Origin of the sequence: Burkholderia sp. BE12 (genome assembly GCF_002959955.1) — a bacterium.
Classification (GTDB): domain Bacteria; phylum Pseudomonadota; class Gammaproteobacteria; order Burkholderiales; family Burkholderiaceae; genus Burkholderia.
In genome coordinates this window covers 14,858-33,597 of sequence record NZ_PREY01000029.1, presented here as the reverse complement: position 1 = coordinate 33,597, position 18,740 = coordinate 14,858, and the positions used below count along the sequence as shown (strand labels likewise).

Here is an 18,740-nt window from a genome sequence, read left to right as displayed (position 1 = left end):
TGTCGTCGGATCTGACGAGGTGATGAAAATGAAGAACGATTTGAGCCGCCGGCACCATGTGCTGACGCCCGAAAGCCCGTCGGTCGAGGCTTTCGACGATCCGATCGCCGCCGTCGCGCGGCTGTCCGCCATTTACGACACGAATACGGGCTTCCTGCGCGATGCGTTTGCGCGCTATCGCCGCCACGAAGCGATTACCGAGCACGTGCGCGCGTGCTACCCGTTCGTGCGGATCCGCACCGACGTCAACACGCACGTCGATTCGCGCCGTTCATACGGGTTCGTCGCGGGCCCCGGCGTATTCGAGACGACGGTCACGCGCCCCGATCTCTTCGCGAACTACTACCGCGAGCAACTGCGCCTGCTGTCGAAGAACCACCATGTGAAGATCGAGATCGGCGTGTCGTCGCAGCCGATTCCGATCCATTTCGCGTTTCCGGAAGGCATTCATCTCGAGGGCGAACTCGATCGCGACCGCCTGCTCGCGATGCGCGACATCTTCGACACGCCCGACCTGTCGTATCTCGACGACCGCATCGTCAACGGCACGTTCGAGCCGGCGCCGGGCGAGCCGCATCCGCTCGCGCTGTTCACGGCCGCACGCGTCGACTTCTCGCTGCACCGGCTGCGCCACTACACGGCGACGTCGCCCACGCACTTCCAGAACTACGTGCTCTACACGAACTACCAGTTCTACATCGACGAGTTCGTGAAGCTCGGCCGCGCGATGATGACGGAGAGCGACGATCCCGAGGTGCGCGCGTACCGCAGCGAGTACAGCGCGTTCGTCGAGCCGGGCGACGTCGTCACGTACAACGCGAACCTCGGCGGCGAACCGGCCGAGGGCACCGCGCCGCCGCGCCTGCCGCAGATGCCCGCGTATCACCTCAAGCGCGCGGACGGCAGCGGGATCACGATGGTCAACATCGGCGTCGGCCCGTCGAACGCGAAGACGATCACCGATCACATCGCGGTGCTGCGTCCGCACGCGTGGGTGATGCTCGGTCACTGCGCGGGGCTGCGCAACACGCAGCGTCTCGGCGACTACGTGCTCGCGCACGGTTACGTGCGGGAGGATCACGTGCTCGACGCCGACCTGCCGCTGTGGGTGCCGATCCCTGCGCTGGCCGAAGTGCAGCTCGCGCTCGAGCGCGGCGTGGCCGAGGTCACGCGGCTGGAGGGCGCGGAACTGAAGCGCGTGATGCGCACCGGCACCGTCGCGAGCGTCGACAATCGCAACTGGGAACTGCGCGACCATCGCGAGCCCGTGCAGCGGCTGTCGCAGAGCCGCGCGATTGCGCTCGACATGGAAAGCGCGACGATCGCCGCGAACGGCTTCCGCTTCCGGGTGCCGTACGGCACGTTGCTGTGCGTCTCGGACAAGCCGCTGCACGGCGAGCTGAAGCTGCCGGGCATGGCCGACACGTTCTATCGCGGGCAAGTCGACCAGCATCTGCAGATCGGCGTGAAAGCGATGGAGGTCCTGCGCACGAACGGGCTCGACAAGCTGCATAGCCGCAAGCTGAGAAGCTTCGCGGAAGTGGCGTTCCAGTAACGACACGGCGCAACGGCGTCCATCACGACAAAGGCCGCACGCGAACTCGCGTTCGCGTGCGGCCTCGTTCTTTTCGTGTCGGTGCGAAGGCCGGATGGCCCCGTGCTTGGGCGCTCAGCACTCGCCCTTTTTCGCGTGCCCCGGCGGGCAGTGATAGCCGCCATGGCCGCGATAACGTTGATGATCTTCCCACTCGCGGCGTTCCCAGTAGCGGCGGCCGTCCCAGTAGCGGTCGCCGTGCCAGCCGACGATGACCGCCGGCGCCGGAGCGACCACGACGGGCGCGGGTGCGACGACGACCGGCGCGGGCGTGCCGATGTTGACGTCGACGTTGACGGCGTGAGCGAGGCCGGACAGCGAAAGGCCGAGGCCGGCGAAAGCGAGGGCGATCAGCGAGCGTTGCATGTTCTTTTCCGTGGTGTCGTGATGAAGGAGCCGACGCGACGCGATGGAAGCGAGGGGGACCGTTCCACCGGGGGAACGCCGCGCCGACACGATGCAGTGTGCTGCCGTGCGATGGAAAACGCGAGTCGTGATTATTACGGAGGATTGGCGGCGCGCAGGCGCGCGACGGGCCATCCATTTGACAGTGGCGGCCGCCGGTATGGCTGATCTCGCCACATCGCGCAGCGCCGACCGCGGGGATTTGACATTCGACCGCGCGCGGCGGCGAACGGGCATTAACGGCGCGTTACAAACTTCCGCCCGGCGGCCCGCCGGATCGCGAGGCCCGTTGCGTGAAAAGCACGACGCCGGCCGTTGGGCCGGCTGTCGTCACTGACCGGTTACAGATAGAACATCCGGTCTTCTTCCGGGCGCGGCGGATGATCTTCCTCGTCCGAGCCTTCTTCCTCGCCGCTGTCCTCGTAGAACGCGAGCACCGCGTCGAGCACCTGGTCGGGATCGTCGATCACCTGCATCAGATCCATGTCTTCCGGATTGATCAGGCCCATCGGAATCAGTTGATCGCGGAACCATTGCAGCAGCCCCTGCCAGAAGTCGCTGCCGACGAGGATGATCGGCACGAGGCGCGACTTCTTCGTCTGGATCAGCGTGAGCACTTCGGACAGTTCGTCGAGCGTGCCGAAGCCGCCCGGCATCACGATCACCGCATCCGAGTTCTTCACGAACGTGACCTTGCGCGTGAAGAAGTGGCGGAAGCGCAGCGAGATGTCCTGATAGTGGTTGCCGGCCTGCTCGTGCGGCAGCTCGATATTCAGGCCGACCGACGGCGCCTTGCCGGCGTGCGCACCCTTGTTCGCGGCTTCCATGATGCCGGGGCCGCCGCCGGAGATCACGGCGAAGCCGGCGTCCGACAGCTTGCGCGCGATCTGCGCGGCGAGCTTGTAGTGCGGCGTGTCGGGTTTGAGGCGGGCAGAACCGTAGATGCTGACGGCCGGGCGGATCTCCGAGAGGTACTCGGTCGCCTCGATAAACTCTGCCATAATCGTGAACATCTGCCACGATGCGCGCGCCTTCTTGGCCGTCGCGCGTTCTTGATCTGCGAGCGAACGCAGACTCGGAATCACTTTTCTCTTGTTCATAATGCCTGAAGAACGAAATCTGGAAGGTAAGACCCTGCTATTGGTTGACGGTTCGAGCTATCTGTATCGGGCTTACCATGCGATGCCTGATTTGCGTGGCCCTGGCGGGGAGCCCACCGGAGCGCTCTACGGAATCATCAACATGCTGCGCCGTATGCGCAAGGAAGTCAGTGCAGAGTATAGCGCTTGCGTGTTCGATGCAAAGGGCAAGACGTTCCGCGACGACCTTTATGCCGACTATAAGGCAAACCGTCCGTCGATGCCGCCCGATCTCGCGTTGCAGGTCGAGCCGATCCACGGCGCGGTGCGCGCGCTCGGCTGGCCGCTGCTGATGGTCGAAGGCGTCGAGGCCGACGACGTGATCGGCACGCTCGCGCGCGAGGCCGAACGGCACGGGATGAACGTGATCGTGTCGACCGGCGACAAGGATCTCGCGCAGCTCGTGACCGACCGCGTCACGCTCGTCAACACGATGACCAACGAGACGCTCGACCGCGGCGGCGTGATCGCGAAGTTCGGCGTGCCGCCGGAGCGGATCATCGACTACCTCGCGCTGATCGGCGACACCGTCGACAACGTGCCGGGCGTCGAGAAATGCGGGCCGAAGACGGCCGTGAAATGGCTGTCGCAATACGACAGCCTCGACGGCGTGATCGAACACGCGGCCGACATCAAGGGCGTGGTCGGCGACAACCTGCGCCGCGCGCTCGATTTCCTGCCGCTCGGCCGCCAGCTCGTGACGGTCGAGACGGCCTGCGATCTCGCACCGCATCTCGAATCGATCGAGGCATCGCTGAAGAGCGATGGCGAGGCGCGCGACCTGTTGCGCGACATCTTCGCGCGCTACGGCTTCAAGACCTGGCTGCGCGAAGTCGACAGCGCGCCCGCGGAAGGCGGCGGCGCCGATGCGCCGGAAGGCGAGCCGGCCCCGGTGATCCCGGCCGACGTCGTGCGCGAATACGACACGATCCAGACCTGGGAACAGTTCGACGCATGGTTCGCGAAGATCGACGCGGCCGCGCTGACCGCGTTCGACACCGAGACCACCGCGCTCGATCCGATGCTCGCGCGGCTCGTCGGCCTGTCGTTCTCGGTCGAGCCGGGCAAGGCAGCCTACCTGCCGGTCGCGCACCGCGGCCCCGACATGCCCGAGCAGCTTCCGCTCGACGACGTGCTCGCGCGCCTGAAGCCGTGGCTCGAATCGGCCGATCGCAAGAAGGTCGGCCAGCACCTGAAGTACGACGCACAGGTGCTCGCGAACTACGACATCGCGCTGAACGGCATCGAGCACGACACGCTGCTCGAATCGTACGTGGTCGAATCGCACCGCACGCACGACATGGACAGCCTCGCGCTGCGTCATCTGGGCGTCAAGACGATCAAGTACGAGGACGTGGCAGGCAAGGGCGCGAAGCAGATCGGGTTCGACGACGTGGCGCTCGCGCAGGCCGCCGAATACGCAGCCGAAGACGCCGACATCACGCTGCAGCTCCATCACGTGCTGTATCCGCAGGTCGCGCGCGAGCCGGGCCTCGAGCGCGTGTATCGCGAGATCGAGATGCCGGTGTCGCTCGTGCTGCGCAAGATGGAGCGCACGGGCGTGCTGATCGACGATGCGCGCCTGCAGGCGCAGAGCACCGAAATCGCGACGCGTCTGATCGAGCTCGAAGGGCAGGCGTACGAACTGGCGGGCGGCGAATTCAATCTCGGCTCGCCGAAGCAGATCGGGCAGATCTTCTTCGAGAAGCTGCAGTTGCCGGTCGTGAAGAAAACCCCGAGCGGCGCGCCGTCGACCGACGAGGAAGTGCTGCAGAAGCTGGCCGAGGATTATCCGCTGCCGAAGCTGCTGCTCGAGCATCGCGGGCTGTCGAAGCTGAAGTCGACCTATACCGACAAGCTGCCGCGCATGGTGAACCCCACCACCGGCCGCGTGCACACGAACTATGCGCAAGCGGTCGCGGTGACGGGCCGACTTGCGTCGAACGATCCCAATCTTCAGAACATTCCGGTGCGCACGGCCGAAGGCCGGCGCATCCGCGAGGCGTTCATCGCATCGCCGGGCCACCGGATCGTGTCGGCCGACTATTCGCAGATCGAATTGCGGATCATGGCCCATATCTCGGGCGACGCATCGCTGCTGCGCGCGTTCGCGCAGGGCGAGGACATCCACCGCGCGACGGCCGCCGAAGTGTTCGGCGTGACGCCGCTGGAGGTCAATTCCGACCAGCGCCGGATCGCGAAGGTGATCAACTTCGGGCTCATCTACGGGATGAGCGCGTTCGGGCTCGCGTCGAACCTCGGCATCACGCGCGACGCGGCGAAGCTCTATATCGACCGCTATTTCACCCGCTATCCGGGCGTCGCGCAGTACATGGAAGACACGCGCGCGACGGCGAAGGAGAAGGGCTACGTCGAAACCGTTTTCGGTCGCCGCCTGTGGCTGCCCGAGATCAACGGCGGCAACGGCCCGCGCCGCCAGGCGGCCGAGCGCGCGGCCATCAATGCACCGATGCAGGGCACGGCGGCCGACCTGATCAAGCTGTCGATGATCGCGGTGGACGACTGGCTCACGCGCGACGGGCTTGCATCGCGGATGATCATGCAGGTGCACGATGAACTGGTGCTCGAGGTGCCCGAAAGCGAGCTGTCGCTCGTGCGCGAGAAATTGCCGGAAATGATGTGCGGCGTCGCGAAGCTGAAGGTGCCGCTGGTCGCCGAAGTAGGTGCCGGCGCGAACTGGGAAGAGGCACACTGACGCACCCCCGAGCGGTTCCCGTTTCCCGCGGCATATTGTTGCAGGGATGCTGAATATCGAGATGGTTTGCTTGTGGTCAACGCGCAAGCTCCCGGACAATGCATGTCGGTCATGTCATTGACGCGAGGCGGCGCGCCCCGCGTTCCGGATCGGCCGCATCGAAGTGCTTCGAACTGCACATCGATGATGTCCGAACCGGTTAATCCACCGGGCGGCGCGAGTGCATCGCGTTTGCTTCATCCGGCGGCAGCAGTTTCGAATCGCAAAGGGGGGAATCAGATGCATCGGATCATCATCGTAGGCGGCGGCGCGGGCGGCCTGGAACTGGCGACGCGGCTCGGCGATCGTTACGGCGCGCGCGGCAATCGTCCCGCGCGTGCGCTTGTCACGCTCGTCGACCGCAATCCGACGCACATCTGGAAACCGCTGCTGCACGAGGTCGCGGCCGGCAGCATGGACCCGTTCACGCAGGAACTCGAATATGCGGCGCAGGCGCGCTGGCACGGCTTCGAGTTCCAGCAGGGCGAGCTGACCGGGCTCGACCGCGCGGCGAAGCGTCTCACGCTGTCGGCCCTCAACGACAGCGACGGCGCGGAACTGTTGCCGGCACGCGAGCTGGAATACGACACGCTCGTGATCGCGATCGGCAGCACGACCCACTTCTTCGGCGTGCAGGGCGCCCCGGAAAACGCGATCGCACTCGACACGGTCGGGGAGGCGGAGCGCTTCCGCAAGCGGCTGATCGCGGCATGCATGCGCGCCGAGCACCAGGCGCCGGCACCGACCGCGCCGGGCGAGTCGGCCGAGCCGCGCATCCAGGTCGTGATCGTTGGCGGCGGCGCGACGGGCGTCGAGTTGTCCGCGGAACTGCGCAACACCGCGCAGGTGCTGTCGGTGTACGGGCTGCACAAGCTCGATCCGCGCCACGACGTCGGCATCGTTTTGATCGAATCGGGGCCGCGGATTCTGCCGGCACTGCAGGAGCGCGTGTCGGGCGCGACGGCCGAACTGCTGGAGAAGCTCGGCGTGCGGCTGATGCTCGGCGAGCGCGTGACCGAGGTGGCGCCCGGGTTCGTGCATACCGCGAGCGGCAAGGCGGTGCGCGCTGACCTGACGGTCTGGGCGGCCGGCATCAAGGCGCCGTCCGTGCTCTCGCATCTCGACGGCCTCCAGGTCAACAAGCTCGGGCAGCTCGACGTGCGCCGCACGCTGCAGACGTTCACCGACGACAACGTGTTCGCGCTCGGCGATTGTGCGGCCTGCGCATGGCCCGGCAACGAACGCAACGTGCCGCCGCGCGCGCAGGCGGCGCACCAGCAGGCGAGTTTCCTGCTGAAGGCGATCGGCTGCCGGCTCGAAGGGCGTCCGCTGCCCGAATTCACGTATCGCGATTTCGGTTCGCTCGTGTCGCTCGGTCACTTCAGCGCGGTCGGCAACCTGATGGGCGGGCTGATCGGCGGCAACATGCTGATCGAAGGGCTGTTCGCGCGCTTCATGTACATGTCGCTGTACCGGCTGCACGTCGCGGCGTTGCACGGTTATCCGCGGATGATCCTCGATACGGTCGCGCACTGGCTGCGGCGCACGACGTTGCCGCGCGTCAAGCTGCACTGATCGCGTACTCGCGTGTGGGGCGGGTGGAGAATGCGCATGTCGTGCGGGTTCGCCGCCCGTTTTTCTTTTCGATTCGCAAGAATTGGGTCGCGCGATGTACGTCGATATGCGCAGCCACGCGGTGATTCGGCAGGCCGCCGGCAGGCTGCCGCGCCATGTCGATCCGATCGCCGCCACGCGTCGTAATCGAGTCTTACACATCTGACAGTTGACGCGACAACGGATTATTGGGCATCTTGTCCGGGTTTTCGTTCGCGGCGGCGTGCCAACCGCCGCGACATCCGCGCCGCACGCCGGTGCGATGCCCCGTCATGCCGTATCCGCGATCGTGACGGCGGCGCCCAATCGAGGAGTGCATTCATGTTGAAACCCGAAGTCGACAGCCTGGTCCCCCATGTCCCGTTCTCGCGCCGCAAGTTCATGCAGGCCGCGCTGGGCGGCACCTTCGCGGCGGCCGTGCTGCCCGTGTCGGCGCAGACGGTCACGACCGACAGCACCGGGCTGGACGTCGACACCATCGAGATCCGCTCGGGCGATGCGAGCGTGCCGGCTTATCGCGCCCAGCCGGTCGACAAGACGAACCTGCCGGTCGTCATCGTGATTCACGAGATCTTCGGCGTGCACGCGCATATCGCCGACGTGTGCCGGCGCTTCGCGAAGCTCGGCTATCTCGCGATCGCGCCCGACCTGTTCGCCCGGCAGGGCAACGCGGCGAAGTATCCGACGATGAAGGAGCTTTACGACCACATCATCAGCAAGGTGCCGGACCGGCAGGTCACCGAGGATCTCGATGCGACCGTCGCGTGGGCCGGCAAGAACGGCGGCGACCTGACGCGTCTCGGCGTGACCGGGTTCTGCTGGGGCGGCCGACAGGCGTGGCTCTATGCGGAACACAATCCGCACGTGCGGGCCGCCGTGGCGTGGTACGGGTTCGTCGAAGGCAAGACCGACGAGATGACGCCGTTCAATCCGGTCGACCACGCGTCGTTGCTGAAGGTGCCCGTGCTCGGGCTATACGGCGAGAAGGATCAGAACATCACGCAGGCGTCGCTCGCGGACATGCGCAAGGCGATTCAGACGAGTGATTCGAAGCTCGCGCGCGAATCGGAGATCGTCGTGTATCCGGACGCCGGTCACGCGTTCTTCGCCGATTACCGGCCGAGTTACGTGAAAGGCGATGCCGAGGACGGCTGGAAGCGCGCGATCGAGTGGTTCCACAAGTACGGCGTGATGTAAACGACAAGCGGCGGCAACTGCCGCCGCGGCATCGGCCGCCGCATCGTCATCGTCGCGCCGCGCGGGTGCTCAAGGATTCGGGCCGGTCGCGATCGGCCGCGACGGATCGGCGCTCCATTCGCTCCACGAGCCCGGGTACAGCGACGCGCCGTGCAGGCCCGCCACTTCCAGTGCCAGCGCGTTGTGGCATGCGGTGACGCCGGAGCCGCATTGCAGGATCACGCGGTTCGGCTCGGTGCCGGCCAGCACGGTGGCGAATGCCTCGCGCAATTCATGGCCGGTCTTGAAGCGGCCGTCGGCGGCCAGGTTGTCCTTGAAGAAGCGGTTGCGCGCACCGGGAATGTGGCCGCCCACCCGATCGATCGTTTCATTTTCGCCGCGATAGCGATCCGGTGCGCGTGCATCGATCACGACGCGCGCGGGCGACGATACGTTCGCGAGCACGGTCGCGGCGTCGACCGTCGATTCGAGCGGCGTGGCCGAGCGGAAGTCGCCGGCGGCCGGTTGCGGCACGTCGGTCGTCAGCGGCTGGCCGGCCGCTTCCCAGGCCTGCAGGCCGCCGTCGAGCACGGCAACCGAATCGTGGCCGAGCCAGCGCAGCAGCCACCACAGGCGCGCCGCATACGCGCCGCCTTGCGCGTCGTACGCGACGACCTGCTGACCCTGCTTGAGACCGCGGCTGGCGAGCAGCGTGGCGAGCGCGTCGCGGGTCGGCAGCGGATGGCGGCCGTTGGTGCCCGTCTTGCGGCCCGACAGATCGCGGTCGAGATGAAGATAGTGCGCGCCGGGGAGGTGGCCGGCCGCGTAGGCGGCTTCGCCGGCGCCGGGATCGACGAGATCGAAGCGGCAGTCGAACAGCGCGACGCTGCCGGGCGCCGCGGCCAGGCGCTCGGCGAGATTGGCGGCGGAAATGAGCGTGGTGTAATGAGTGTGTGGCATGACGGCTCCCTGGAGTGCAAATGGCCTGACACTCCAAGTCTAAACAAAAAAAGACGGGCCGAAGCCCGTCTTTTCGTTTGCCGGCGGCCGCGCGGCGTCAAAGCGCCGCACCCGCTGTCAGAGGTCGCCGAGGTGGCGGCGCAGGAACTCGTGGAAGTGCTGCATGCCGTCTTCCATCGGGCTCTGGTACGGGCCCACTTGCGATTCGCCGCGGGCCATCAGCGCACGGCGGCCTGCGTCCATCCGCATCGCGATCTCGTCGTCCTCGACGGCCGTTTCCATATAGGCGGCACGCTCGGCCTCGACGAATTCGCGTTCGAACAGCGCGATTTCCTCGGGGTAATAGAACTCGACGATGTTGGTCGTCTTCTGCGGCCCGCGCGGAATCAGCCACGACACGACCAGCACGTGCGGATACCACTCGATCATCAGGCCCGGGTAGTAGACCATCCAGATCGCGCCGAACTCCGGCGGTACGCCGTTGCGGAACTTCAGCACCTGCTCGTGCCATTTCTGGTAAGTCGTGCTGCCCGGTTTCGCGAGGGCGTTGTGCACGCCGACCGTCTGCACGCTGTACCAGTCGCCGAACTCCCATTTGAGATCGTCGCACGACACGAAGCTGCCGAGGCCCGGGTGGAACGGGACGACGTGATAATCCTCGAGGTAGACCTCGATGAACGTCTTCCAGTTGTAATCGCACTCGTGCACTTCGACGTGATCGAACTGGTACTCGGCGAAGTCGAAGTGATGCTTCGTGCCGAGATGGGCGAGGTCGCGCGCGACGTTGCGGCCCTCGGCCTCGAACAGCAGCCCCTGCCAGTTCTGCAGCGGGCTCTTGCCGAGGTTCAGGCACGGCTTGTCGGGGAAGTGCGGCGCGCCGAGCAGCTGGCCTTCCAGATCGTACGTCCAGCGGTGCAGCGGGCACACGATGTTCTGCGCATGGCCGCGCCCGTTGAGCATGATCGCCTGCCGGTGGCGGCACACGTTCGACAGCAGTTCGATCTGGTTCGTCTGGTTACGGACCAGCACGCGGCCTTCCTTCTCGGACGGCAGCGCAAAATAGTCCCCCGCCTCGGGCACCATCAACTCGTGCCCGACGTAACGAGGTCCTTTCTTGAAGAGGGTTTCGATCTCGCGCTCGAGTAGCGCCTCATCGAAATATGCAGTGACTGGAAGCTGGCTGTGGGCCGACTTCAACTGAAGCGCATCGCTCAGATTGGACATTCCCACTCCCGGTGTTAGCGTGAAAGCAGTGAACAACCCAACCATCGAAAAATCGATTTAGGGAAACGGGGAATTATACCCGGTTCGCCTCGCAAGGCTAGGATTAAGTGCCTGATTTGTGTCAATTTTTTGTCGGGCGATCATCGAAAGGCGCACACTGTGCATCGGAGATGGGGCCGGATTTGTGCGCGGGCGCCCACGACGGCAGGTCGGAAAATTCTCTTTTGCCGTAGAATGTCCGACTTGTTTTGAAATTTGACACCCTCGTCCATGGCGAAAACCGCATCCCCAGGCGCCACGCCGCCCGGCAATGGCACCGAACCGTTGCCGGACAATTACGAGATGGCGCTCGCGGAACTCGAGACGCTGGTTGCCCGGATGGAAGGCGGCGCGTTGAGCCTCGAGGATTCGCTGGCGGCGTATCGCCGCGGTGCGACCCTCGTTGCGTTTTGCCAACAGCAGCTTGAGAAAGTGGAGCAGCAGGTTCGCGTGCTCGACGGCGCGACGCTGAAGCCGCTTTCGTCCGGAACGGCCGCCACGGACGGCGAAGACGACGATCTATGACATTCGAACAATGGATGCGGTCCGTGCTTGACCGTGTCGAGGACGCACTCGGCCACTATCTGCCGGCCGAAACAGCGATGCCCGCGAAACTTCACGAGGCGATGCGCTACGCGGTCCTCGGTGGCGGCAAACGCGTTCGCCCGCTGCTGTGCCATGCAGCAGGCGAGCTGACCGGTGCGACGGAGGCGGCACGCAACGCCGCGGCGGCGGCGCTGGAGATGATCCACGTCTACTCGCTCGTGCACGACGACATGCCGTGCATGGACGACGACGCGCTGCGTCGCGGCAAGCCCACCGTGCACGTGCAGTACGACGAGCCGACGGCGCTGCTGGTCGGCGACGCGCTGCAATCGCAGGCGTTCGTGGCACTGACCGATGCCGATGCGCTGTCGCCGGTGCAGCAGGCGGCACTCGTGCGCGAGCTGGCGCTCGCGAGCGGCTCGATCGGCATGGCCGGCGGGCAGGCGATCGATCTGGCGAGCGTCGGCCTGAAGCTGACGCGCGAACAGCTCGAGACGATGCACCGGATGAAGACGGGCGCATTGCTGCGCGCGGCCGTGCGGATGGGCGCACTGGCCGGCGAGACGCCTTCGGCGGAAACGATGGCGGCGCTGGATGTGTACGCGGGGGCCGTGGGTCTGGCGTTCCAGGTCGTCGACGACATTCTCGACGTCACGACCGATTCGGCGACGCTCGGCAAGACGGCCGGCAAGGACGCGGCGAACGACAAGCCGACCTATGTATCGATCCTCGGTCTCGAGGCGTCGCGCGAGCTGGCAGCGCAGCTTCGTGCCGAAGCGCACGACGCGCTGAAACCGTTCGGCGCACGCGCACAGCGTCTCGCCGAACTTGCCGACCTGGTAGTGAACCGGGTCAGCTGACGCGAAAGCCCGCCGCCGCGCACCTGTCACGGTGCGCGCAAAAGAATGCGGGCGCGTTTGATTTCCTACAATGGAACGACGATGTACGACTTGCTGAAAACCATCGACGACCCGGCGGATTTGCGCCGCCTCGATCGTCGCCAACTGCAACCGCTCGCGGATGAACTGCGCGCGTTCGTGCTCGACAGCGTGTCGAAGACGGGCGGCCACTTGTCGTCCAACCTCGGGACGGTCGAGCTGACGATCGCGTTGCACTACGTGTTCAACACGCCGAACGATCGCATCGTCTGGGACGTGGGCCACCAGACCTACCCGCACAAGATCCTGACGGGCCGCCGCGACCAGATGCATTCGCTGCGTCAGTACGACGGCATCTCGGGCTTCCCGCGCCGCAGCGAGTCGGAATACGACACGTTCGGCACCGCGCACTCGAGCACGTCGATCTCGGCCGCGCTCGGCATGGCGATCGGCAGCCAGCTGAACGGCGACGATCGCTTCTCGATCGCGGTGATCGGCGACGGCGCGATGACGGCCGGCATGGCGTTCGAGGCGATGAACAACGCGGGCGTGTCGGAAGATGCGAAGCTGCTCGTGATCCTGAACGACAACGACATGTCGATCTCGCCGCCGGTCGGCGCGCTGAATCGCCATCTCGCCCGCCTGATGTCGGGCCGCTTCTACGCGGCCGCGCGTGCGGGCGTCGAGCGCGTGCTGAGCGTGGCGCCCCCGGTGCTCGAACTCGCGCGCAAGCTCGAGGAGCACGCAAAGGGCATGGTCGTGCCGGCCACGCTGTTCGAGGAATTCGGCTTCAACTACATCGGCCCGATCGACGGTCACGATCTCGATTCGCTGATCCCGACGCTGCAGAACATCCGCGAACTGCGCGGCCCGCAGTTCCTGCACGTGGTGACGAAGAAAGGCCAGGGTTACAAGCTCGCCGAAGCCGATCCGGTGCTCTACCACGGCCCCGGCAAGTTCAACCCGGCCGAAGGCATCAAGCCTTCGACGACGCCCGCGAAGAAGACGTACACGCAGGTGTTCGGCGAGTGGCTGTGCGATGAAGCCGAGCGCGATACGCGCGTGGTCGGCATCACGCCCGCGATGCGCGAAGGCTCGGGCATGGTCGAATTCGAGAAGCGCTTCAAGGATCGCTACTACGACGTCGGCATCGCCGAGCAGCACGCGGTGACGTTCGCGGGCGGTCTCGCGACCGAAGGGCTGAAGCCCGTCGTGGCGATTTACTCGACGTTCCTGCAGCGTGCGTACGACCAGTTGATCCACGACGTCGCGCTGCAGAATCTGCCGGTCGTATTCGCGATCGACCGCGCGGGCCTCGTCGGCGCGGACGGCGCGACGCATGCGGGCGCGTACGATCTCGCGTTCCTGCGCTGCATCCCGAACATGACGGTCATGGCCGCATCCGACGAGAACGAATGCCGCCAGATGCTGCACACGGCGCTGCAGCAACCGAACCCGACCGCGGTGCGCTATCCGCGCGGCGCGGGCACGGGCGTGGCGACGGTGAAGGAATTCACCGAGATCCCGCTCGGCAAGGGTGAAGTGCGTCGCCGGACGTCGCAGCCGGAAGGCAAGCGCGTCGCGATCCTCGCGTTCGGCACGATGGTCGCACCGTCGCTCGCCGCTGCCGAGGAGCTCGATGCAACGGTCGCGAACATGCGCTTCGTGAAACCGGTCGATGCGGCGCTCGTGCGCGAGCTGGCCGAAACGCACGATTACCTCGTCACGGTCGAGGAAGGCTGCGTGATGGGCGGCGCGGGCTCGGCCTGCGTCGAAGCCCTGATGGAGAGTGGGGTTATCCGACCCGTAATACAATTGGGCCTCCCTGACCAGTTCATCGATCACGGCGACCCCGCGAAGCTGCTGTCGCAATGCGGCCTCGACGGCGCGGGCATCGCGAAATCGATTCGCGAACGCTTTCTGAGCCCGGCGGCCGATGTCGCCGATCAGGCGAAGCGCGTCGCGTAAGCCGGCGCCGCCCGCGGGCGGTGGCGGTGCGACTGGCGCAACCGGTCTTCATTGATGCGGAAAACATGGGCCTGCGGGCCCATGTTGCTTTTCCGAGCCGCGTGACGCGGCGTGCGCGTCGTCGGACGCGCGGCTTACAAGGATTGAACAAAGATGAACCAGATGAACCCCGCCTTCGTGATGCCCGACGTGCAGAGCACGGTGGATACCCGTCAGATCCCGATTCAGCGCGTGGGCGTGAAGGCGGTCCGGCATCCGTTGACGGTGCGCACCGAAAGCGGCGACGTGCAACCGACCGTCGGCGTCTGGAACCTCGACGTCCGTCTGCCTGCCGATCAGAAGGGCACGCACATGTCGCGCTTCGTCGCGCTGCTCGAGGAGAATCGCGCACCGCTGACGGTCGAGCGCTTCCGCGAGATGCTCGCGTCGATGCTCGCGAAGCTCGAAGCCGAGGCGGGCCGCATCGAAGTCACGTTTCCGTACTTCGTGAACAAGACCGCGCCGGTGTCGGGCGTGCAGAGCCTGCTCGACTATGAAGTGACGCTCGCGGGCGAAAGCCGCAACGGCGACACGCGTCTGTTCCTGAAGGTGCTCGTGCCGGTGACGAGCCTGTGCCCGTGCTCGAAGAAGATCTCGCAATACGGCGCGCACAACCAGCGCTCGCACGTGACGATCGATGCGGAGCTGGCCGCCGATCTGCCGGTCGAGGCGCTGATCCGCATCGCCGAAGAAGAAGCGTCTTGCGAACTGTGGGGGCTGCTGAAGCGTCCGGACGAGAAGTTCGTCACCGAGCGTGCCTACGAGAATCCGAAGTTCGTCGAGGATCTCGTGCGCGATGTCGCGCAGCGTCTCGATGCGGACGAGCGGGTGGTCGCCTACGTGCTCGAAGCCGAGAACTTCGAGTCGATCCACAATCACAGCGCGTATGCGCTGATCGAGCGCGACAAGCGGCACGCTGCATGAACGCCGCGGCGTTTCGCCGCGCCAACGAGAAAGGCAGCTCGGAACCGAACCGAGCTGCCTTTTTGTTTTCCCGCTTGCGGCCGAGCGTGGCGCGATTCAGCGTGCGAGCGACGCGAGATCCCAGCGCGGCTTCACCGTGAACGCGTAGTCGGCATTCGCCTGTTCGGGCCAGCGGCCGAGCCGCAGCGCGCCCGCGAGCGCGATCATCGCGCCGTTGTCGGTGCAGAGCGCGAGATCGGGGTAGTGCACGTCGAAGCCGCGCTTGGCCGCGGCCGCCGACAGTGCCGCGCGCAACTGGCGGTTCGCGCCGACGCCGCCCGCGATCACGAGGCGCTTGAGCTTCGTCGTCTTCAGCGCGGCGAGCGACTTCGCGACGAGCACGTCGACGGCCGCATCGACGAAGCCGCGTGCCAGATCGGCCTTTGCCCGTTCGAGTGCTTCGCCGTCGAGCTTCGCCGCTTCGAATTTCTTCATCTGCGTGAGCACGGCGGTCTTCAAGCCGCTGAAGCTGAAGTCGAGATCGCCCGAATGCAGCATCGGGCGCGGCAGCACGACCGCGCCCGGCGTGCCCGTTTCCGCGAGTTTCGATACTTCGGGGCCGCCCGGATAGCCGAGGCCGATCAGTTTCGCCGTCTTGTCGAATGCTTCGCCGGCCGCGTCGTCGAGCGTTTCGCCGAGCGTCTCGTAGACGCCGACGTCGGTCACGCGCATCAGTTGCGTGTGGCCGCCGGAAACCAGCAGCGCGACGAACGGGAACGGCGGCGGCTCGTCGACCAGCAACGGCGACAGCAGGTGGCCTTCGAGGTGGTGGATGCCGACGGTCGGCTTGTTCCAGGCGAGCGCGAGCGCATTCGCGATGCTCGCGCCGACCAGCAGCGCGCCGGCGAGGCCGGGGCCCTGCGTGAACGCGATCGCGTCGATGTCGTCGCGGCGCGTGCCGCTTTGCGCCATCACTTCCTCGAGCAGCGGCAGCGCGCGGCGGATGTGGTCGCGCGACGCGAGCTCGGGCACGACGCCGCCGTATTCGCGGTGCATCGCGATCTGCGAATGGAGCGCGTGCGCGAGCAGGCCGCGCTGCGTGTCGTAGAGCGCGAGGCCGGTTTCGTCGCAGGAGCTTTCGATGCCGAGAACGAGCATGGGTACGGGCAGGGCGCGCCGTTTCGGACGCACCGCAGATAGGTCGACGTAACCGGAAAGTATAGCAGGCGGGGGCAGGCCGGCGTCGGCAGCGGCCCGGCCCCGATGTCGGGCAGGTACAATCCGCGCCATGGAAACTTATGACATCGCCGTGATCGGCGCGGGCGCCGCCGGCATGATGAGCGCCGCGGTCGCCGGGCAACTCGGCCGCCGCGTCGTGCTGATCGATCACGCGCCGCGGCTCGCCGAGAAAATCCGCATCTCGGGCGGCGGCCGCTGCAACTTCACGAACCTGTATGCCGGGCCCGACAACTACCTGTCGTCGAATCCGCATTTCGCGCGCTCGGCGCTGGCGCGCTATACGCCGCGCGACTTCCTCGGGCTGCTCAAGCGCCATCACGTGACCTGGCACGAAAAGCACAAGGGTCAGCTCTTTTGCGACCACGGCAGCGATGCGATCATCGACGTGCTGAAACACGAGTGCGACGCAGGCGGCATCGCGTGGCGCCGGCCCGTCGTCGTCGATGCGGTGCGCCATGCGCCGTCCGACGGCTTCACGCTCGACACGCAGCAGGCCGGCCCGATCGGCGCGCGCGCGCTGATCGTCGCGACCGGCGGTCTGTCGATCCCGAAGATCGGCGCGACCGACTTCGGCTACCGGCTCGCGAAGCAGTTCGGCCACAAGCTCGTCGATACGCGGCCGGCCCTCGTGCCGCTGACGTTCGCGCCGCAGGATTGGGCGCCGTTCGCGCCGCTGTCCGGCGTATCGCTCGAAGTGCGTGTCTCGACCGGCGACAAAAAGCGCGGCGGCGAATTCGTCGAGGACCTGCTGCTGACCCATCGCGGGCTGTCCGGGCCGGGCATCCTGCAGATCTCGAGCTACTGGCAGCCGGGCGATCCGATTCGCGTCGACCTGCTGCCGCAGCGCGACACGGTGGCCGACCTGCTCGACGCGAAACGCACGTCGAAGCGCCAGATCGGTTCGCTGCTCGCCGACTGGGTGCCGTCGCGCCTCGCGCATGCGTGGCTCGACACGCATCGCGTCGCGGCCGACGCGCGGCTCGCGGACTTGCCCGACAAGACACTGCGCCAGATCGGCGACGCGCTGTCCGGCTGGATGCTGACGCCGAACGGCACCGAAGGCTACAAGAAGGCCGAAGTGACGAAGGGCGGGGTCGATACGCGGGAGCTGTCGTCGGCGACGATGATGAGCGCACGCGTGCCGGGGCTGTTCTTCATCGGTGAGGCGGTGGACGTGACGGGCTGGCTCGGCGGCTACAACTTCCAGTGGGCGTGGGCGTCCGGCACGGCGGCCGGGCAGGCCGCGGCCGAGTACGCGCGAGCCGCGTGACGCCCGGCGCCGCGCCGTCCGGCGGGGCCCGGCCCCGTGCCTTTGGATAATCGCTCTGCTATACTCAGTAGTCTTTCCCTGCAAACCTTTATTCGTGTCGGATCATGACGATCATTCGCGTTAAAGAGAACGAGCCGTTCGAAGTTGCAATGCGTCGCTTCAAGCGCACGATCGAGAAGAATGGTCTGCTGACCGAGCTTCGTGCGCGCGAGTTTTACGAGAAGCCGACCGCAGAACGCAAGCGCAAGAAGGCCGCTGCGGTGAAGCGTCATTACAAGCGTATTCGCAGCCAGACGCTGCCGAAGAAGCTGTACTGAACGATTGGGCGCCGCGCGGTTCGCTGAGCGGCGCACCGGCGACTCCGTGCGATCGGGTGCGATCGCGCAGCCGATCAGGCGGCGAGTCGCCGATGCCGGATTCGAGCAACCCGCTTGAGACACTGTCCCAAGCGGGTTTTTGTGTTGACGCCCATTCGCGGGCGTCGGATTCACGTTTCCATCCCGGGTGAAAGATGAGTTTGAAAGAGCAGATCAGCGAAGACATGAAGGCCGCGATGCGTGCGAAGGAAAGCGAGCGCCTGGCAACGATTCGCCTGCTGATGGCCGCGATCAAGCAGCGCGAAGTCGATGATCGGGTCACGCTCGACGACGCCGGCATCACGGCCGTGATCGACAAGATGATCAAGCAGCGCAAGGATTCGATCAGCCAGTTCCAGGCGGCCGGTCGCGACGATCTCGTCGCGAAGGAGCAGGCCGAGCTGACCGTGCTGGGCGGCTACATGCCCGCGCAACTGTCGGACGCCGAAGTGGCGGCCGAAGTCCAGGCGGCGGTCGCGCAAACCGGCGCGGCCGGCCCGCAGGACATGGGCAAGGTGATGGGCGTGCTGAAGAGCAAGCTCGCCGGCCGTGCCGACATGACGGCCGTTTCCGCGCAGGTCAAGGCCGCGCTCACGAAGTAAAACCCGTTCCCGGCGCGCCCAGCGATGCGTGCG

The 18,740-nt window shown here is 66.2% G+C and carries 16 protein-coding genes; 11 read left to right on the top strand and 5 right to left on the bottom strand.

The window, feature by feature from the left end; genetic code table 11:
* Nucleotides 1-28 precede the first annotated feature (28 nt).
* A complete protein-coding gene (locus C4B30_RS26790) occupies nucleotides 29-1,555 on the top strand; it encodes an AMP nucleosidase (protein ID WP_027782547.1) in 1,527 nt (508 codons plus the stop codon).
* Between the two features lie 114 nt (nucleotides 1,556-1,669).
* Here C4B30_RS26790 and C4B30_RS26785 read toward each other — a convergent pair whose 3' ends face one another.
* Both C4B30_RS26785 and C4B30_RS26780 read right to left on the bottom strand, forming a co-directional pair.
* Nucleotides 1,670-1,960 (bottom strand): hypothetical protein, encoded by a 291-nt coding sequence (locus C4B30_RS26785; protein ID WP_027782548.1) that lies wholly within the window; start codon nucleotides 1,958-1,960, stop codon nucleotides 1,670-1,672.
* Nucleotides 1,961-2,340: 380 nt separating this feature from the next.
* Entirely contained in the window at nucleotides 2,341-3,099 is a 759-nt protein-coding gene (locus C4B30_RS26780) for a TIGR00730 family Rossman fold protein (protein ID WP_027782549.1), read from the bottom strand.
* Nucleotide 3,100: 1 nt separating this feature from the next.
* Between C4B30_RS26780 and polA the strand changes: the two genes are divergently transcribed.
* The 3 genes from polA (at nucleotide 3,101) to C4B30_RS26765 (ending at nucleotide 8,704) form a co-directional block, all read left to right on the top strand.
* Nucleotides 3,101-5,854, top strand: coding sequence for a DNA polymerase I (polA, locus tag C4B30_RS26775; RefSeq protein ID WP_089501422.1), 2,754 nt, complete (start codon nucleotides 3,101-3,103; stop codon nucleotides 5,852-5,854).
* Nucleotides 5,855-6,133: 279 nt separating this feature from the next.
* On the top strand, nucleotides 6,134-7,468 hold the full coding sequence (locus C4B30_RS26770; protein ID WP_027782551.1) for an NAD(P)/FAD-dependent oxidoreductase: 1,335 nt from the start codon (nucleotides 6,134-6,136) through the stop codon (nucleotides 7,466-7,468).
* A 360-nt stretch (nucleotides 7,469-7,828) separates the two neighbouring features.
* Entirely contained in the window at nucleotides 7,829-8,704 is an 876-nt protein-coding gene (locus C4B30_RS26765; protein ID WP_027782552.1) for a dienelactone hydrolase family protein, read from the top strand.
* A 69-nt stretch (nucleotides 8,705-8,773) separates the two neighbouring features.
* Here the strand turns inward: C4B30_RS26765 and C4B30_RS26760 are convergent, their stop codons facing one another.
* Both C4B30_RS26760 and C4B30_RS26755 read right to left on the bottom strand, forming a co-directional pair.
* Nucleotides 8,774-9,643 carry a sulfurtransferase gene (locus C4B30_RS26760; RefSeq protein ID WP_105133139.1) on the bottom strand — a complete coding sequence of 290 codons (870 nt, stop codon included), beginning with the start codon at nucleotides 9,641-9,643 and terminating at the stop codon, nucleotides 8,774-8,776.
* A 117-nt stretch (nucleotides 9,644-9,760) separates the two neighbouring features.
* Nucleotides 9,761-10,867 carry an aromatic ring-hydroxylating oxygenase subunit alpha gene (locus tag C4B30_RS26755; RefSeq protein ID WP_027782554.1) on the bottom strand — a complete coding sequence of 369 codons (1,107 nt, stop codon included), beginning with the start codon at nucleotides 10,865-10,867 and terminating at the stop codon, nucleotides 9,761-9,763.
* Between the two features lie 270 nt (nucleotides 10,868-11,137).
* Here C4B30_RS26755 and C4B30_RS26750 point away from each other — a divergent pair, with 270 nt between their 5' ends.
* The 4 genes from C4B30_RS26750 to folE2 all read left to right on the top strand — a co-directional run bounded on the left by C4B30_RS26750 (nucleotide 11,138) and on the right by folE2 (nucleotide 15,261).
* Complete coding sequence (locus tag C4B30_RS26750; protein WP_006479428.1) at nucleotides 11,138-11,431, top strand: exodeoxyribonuclease VII small subunit; 294 nt, start codon at nucleotides 11,138-11,140, stop codon at nucleotides 11,429-11,431.
* Nucleotides 11,428-12,312, top strand: a complete 885-nt coding sequence (locus tag C4B30_RS26745) for a polyprenyl synthetase family protein (RefSeq protein ID WP_006479426.1) — start codon at nucleotides 11,428-11,430, stop codon at nucleotides 12,310-12,312. The genes C4B30_RS26750 and C4B30_RS26745 overlap by 4 nt, the downstream gene beginning before the upstream one ends.
* Nucleotides 12,313-12,393: 81 nt before the next feature.
* The gene (dxs, locus tag C4B30_RS26740; RefSeq protein ID WP_027782555.1) at nucleotides 12,394-14,298 is read left to right on the top strand and encodes a 1-deoxy-D-xylulose-5-phosphate synthase; all 1,905 of its coding nucleotides are present in this window, start codon (nucleotides 12,394-12,396) and stop codon (nucleotides 14,296-14,298) included.
* Between the two features lie 153 nt (nucleotides 14,299-14,451).
* Nucleotides 14,452-15,261, top strand: a complete 810-nt coding sequence (folE2, locus tag C4B30_RS26735; RefSeq protein ID WP_105133138.1) for a GTP cyclohydrolase FolE2 — start codon at nucleotides 14,452-14,454, stop codon at nucleotides 15,259-15,261.
* 96 nt (nucleotides 15,262-15,357) lie between these two features.
* Here folE2 and tsaD read toward each other — a convergent pair whose 3' ends face one another.
* Complete coding sequence (gene tsaD / locus C4B30_RS26730) at nucleotides 15,358-16,398, bottom strand: tRNA (adenosine(37)-N6)-threonylcarbamoyltransferase complex transferase subunit TsaD (RefSeq protein WP_105133137.1); 1,041 nt, start codon at nucleotides 16,396-16,398, stop codon at nucleotides 15,358-15,360.
* A gap of 121 nt (nucleotides 16,399-16,519) precedes the next feature.
* On the opposite strand from tsaD, the gene C4B30_RS26725 reads away from it, so the two are divergent.
* The 3 genes from C4B30_RS26725 to C4B30_RS26715 all read left to right on the top strand — a co-directional run bounded on the left by C4B30_RS26725 (nucleotide 16,520) and on the right by C4B30_RS26715 (nucleotide 18,707).
* Nucleotides 16,520-17,749, top strand: a complete 1,230-nt coding sequence (locus tag C4B30_RS26725) for an NAD(P)/FAD-dependent oxidoreductase (RefSeq protein ID WP_267896648.1) — start codon at nucleotides 16,520-16,522, stop codon at nucleotides 17,747-17,749.
* A gap of 104 nt (nucleotides 17,750-17,853) precedes the next feature.
* Nucleotides 17,854-18,066 (top strand): 30S ribosomal protein S21, encoded by a 213-nt coding sequence (gene rpsU / locus C4B30_RS26720; protein WP_006479415.1) that lies wholly within the window; start codon nucleotides 17,854-17,856, stop codon nucleotides 18,064-18,066.
* A 194-nt stretch (nucleotides 18,067-18,260) separates the two neighbouring features.
* A complete protein-coding gene (locus C4B30_RS26715; RefSeq protein ID WP_105133135.1) occupies nucleotides 18,261-18,707 on the top strand; it encodes a GatB/YqeY domain-containing protein in 447 nt (148 codons plus the stop codon).
* The last annotated feature ends 33 nt before the right edge of the window (nucleotides 18,708-18,740 follow it).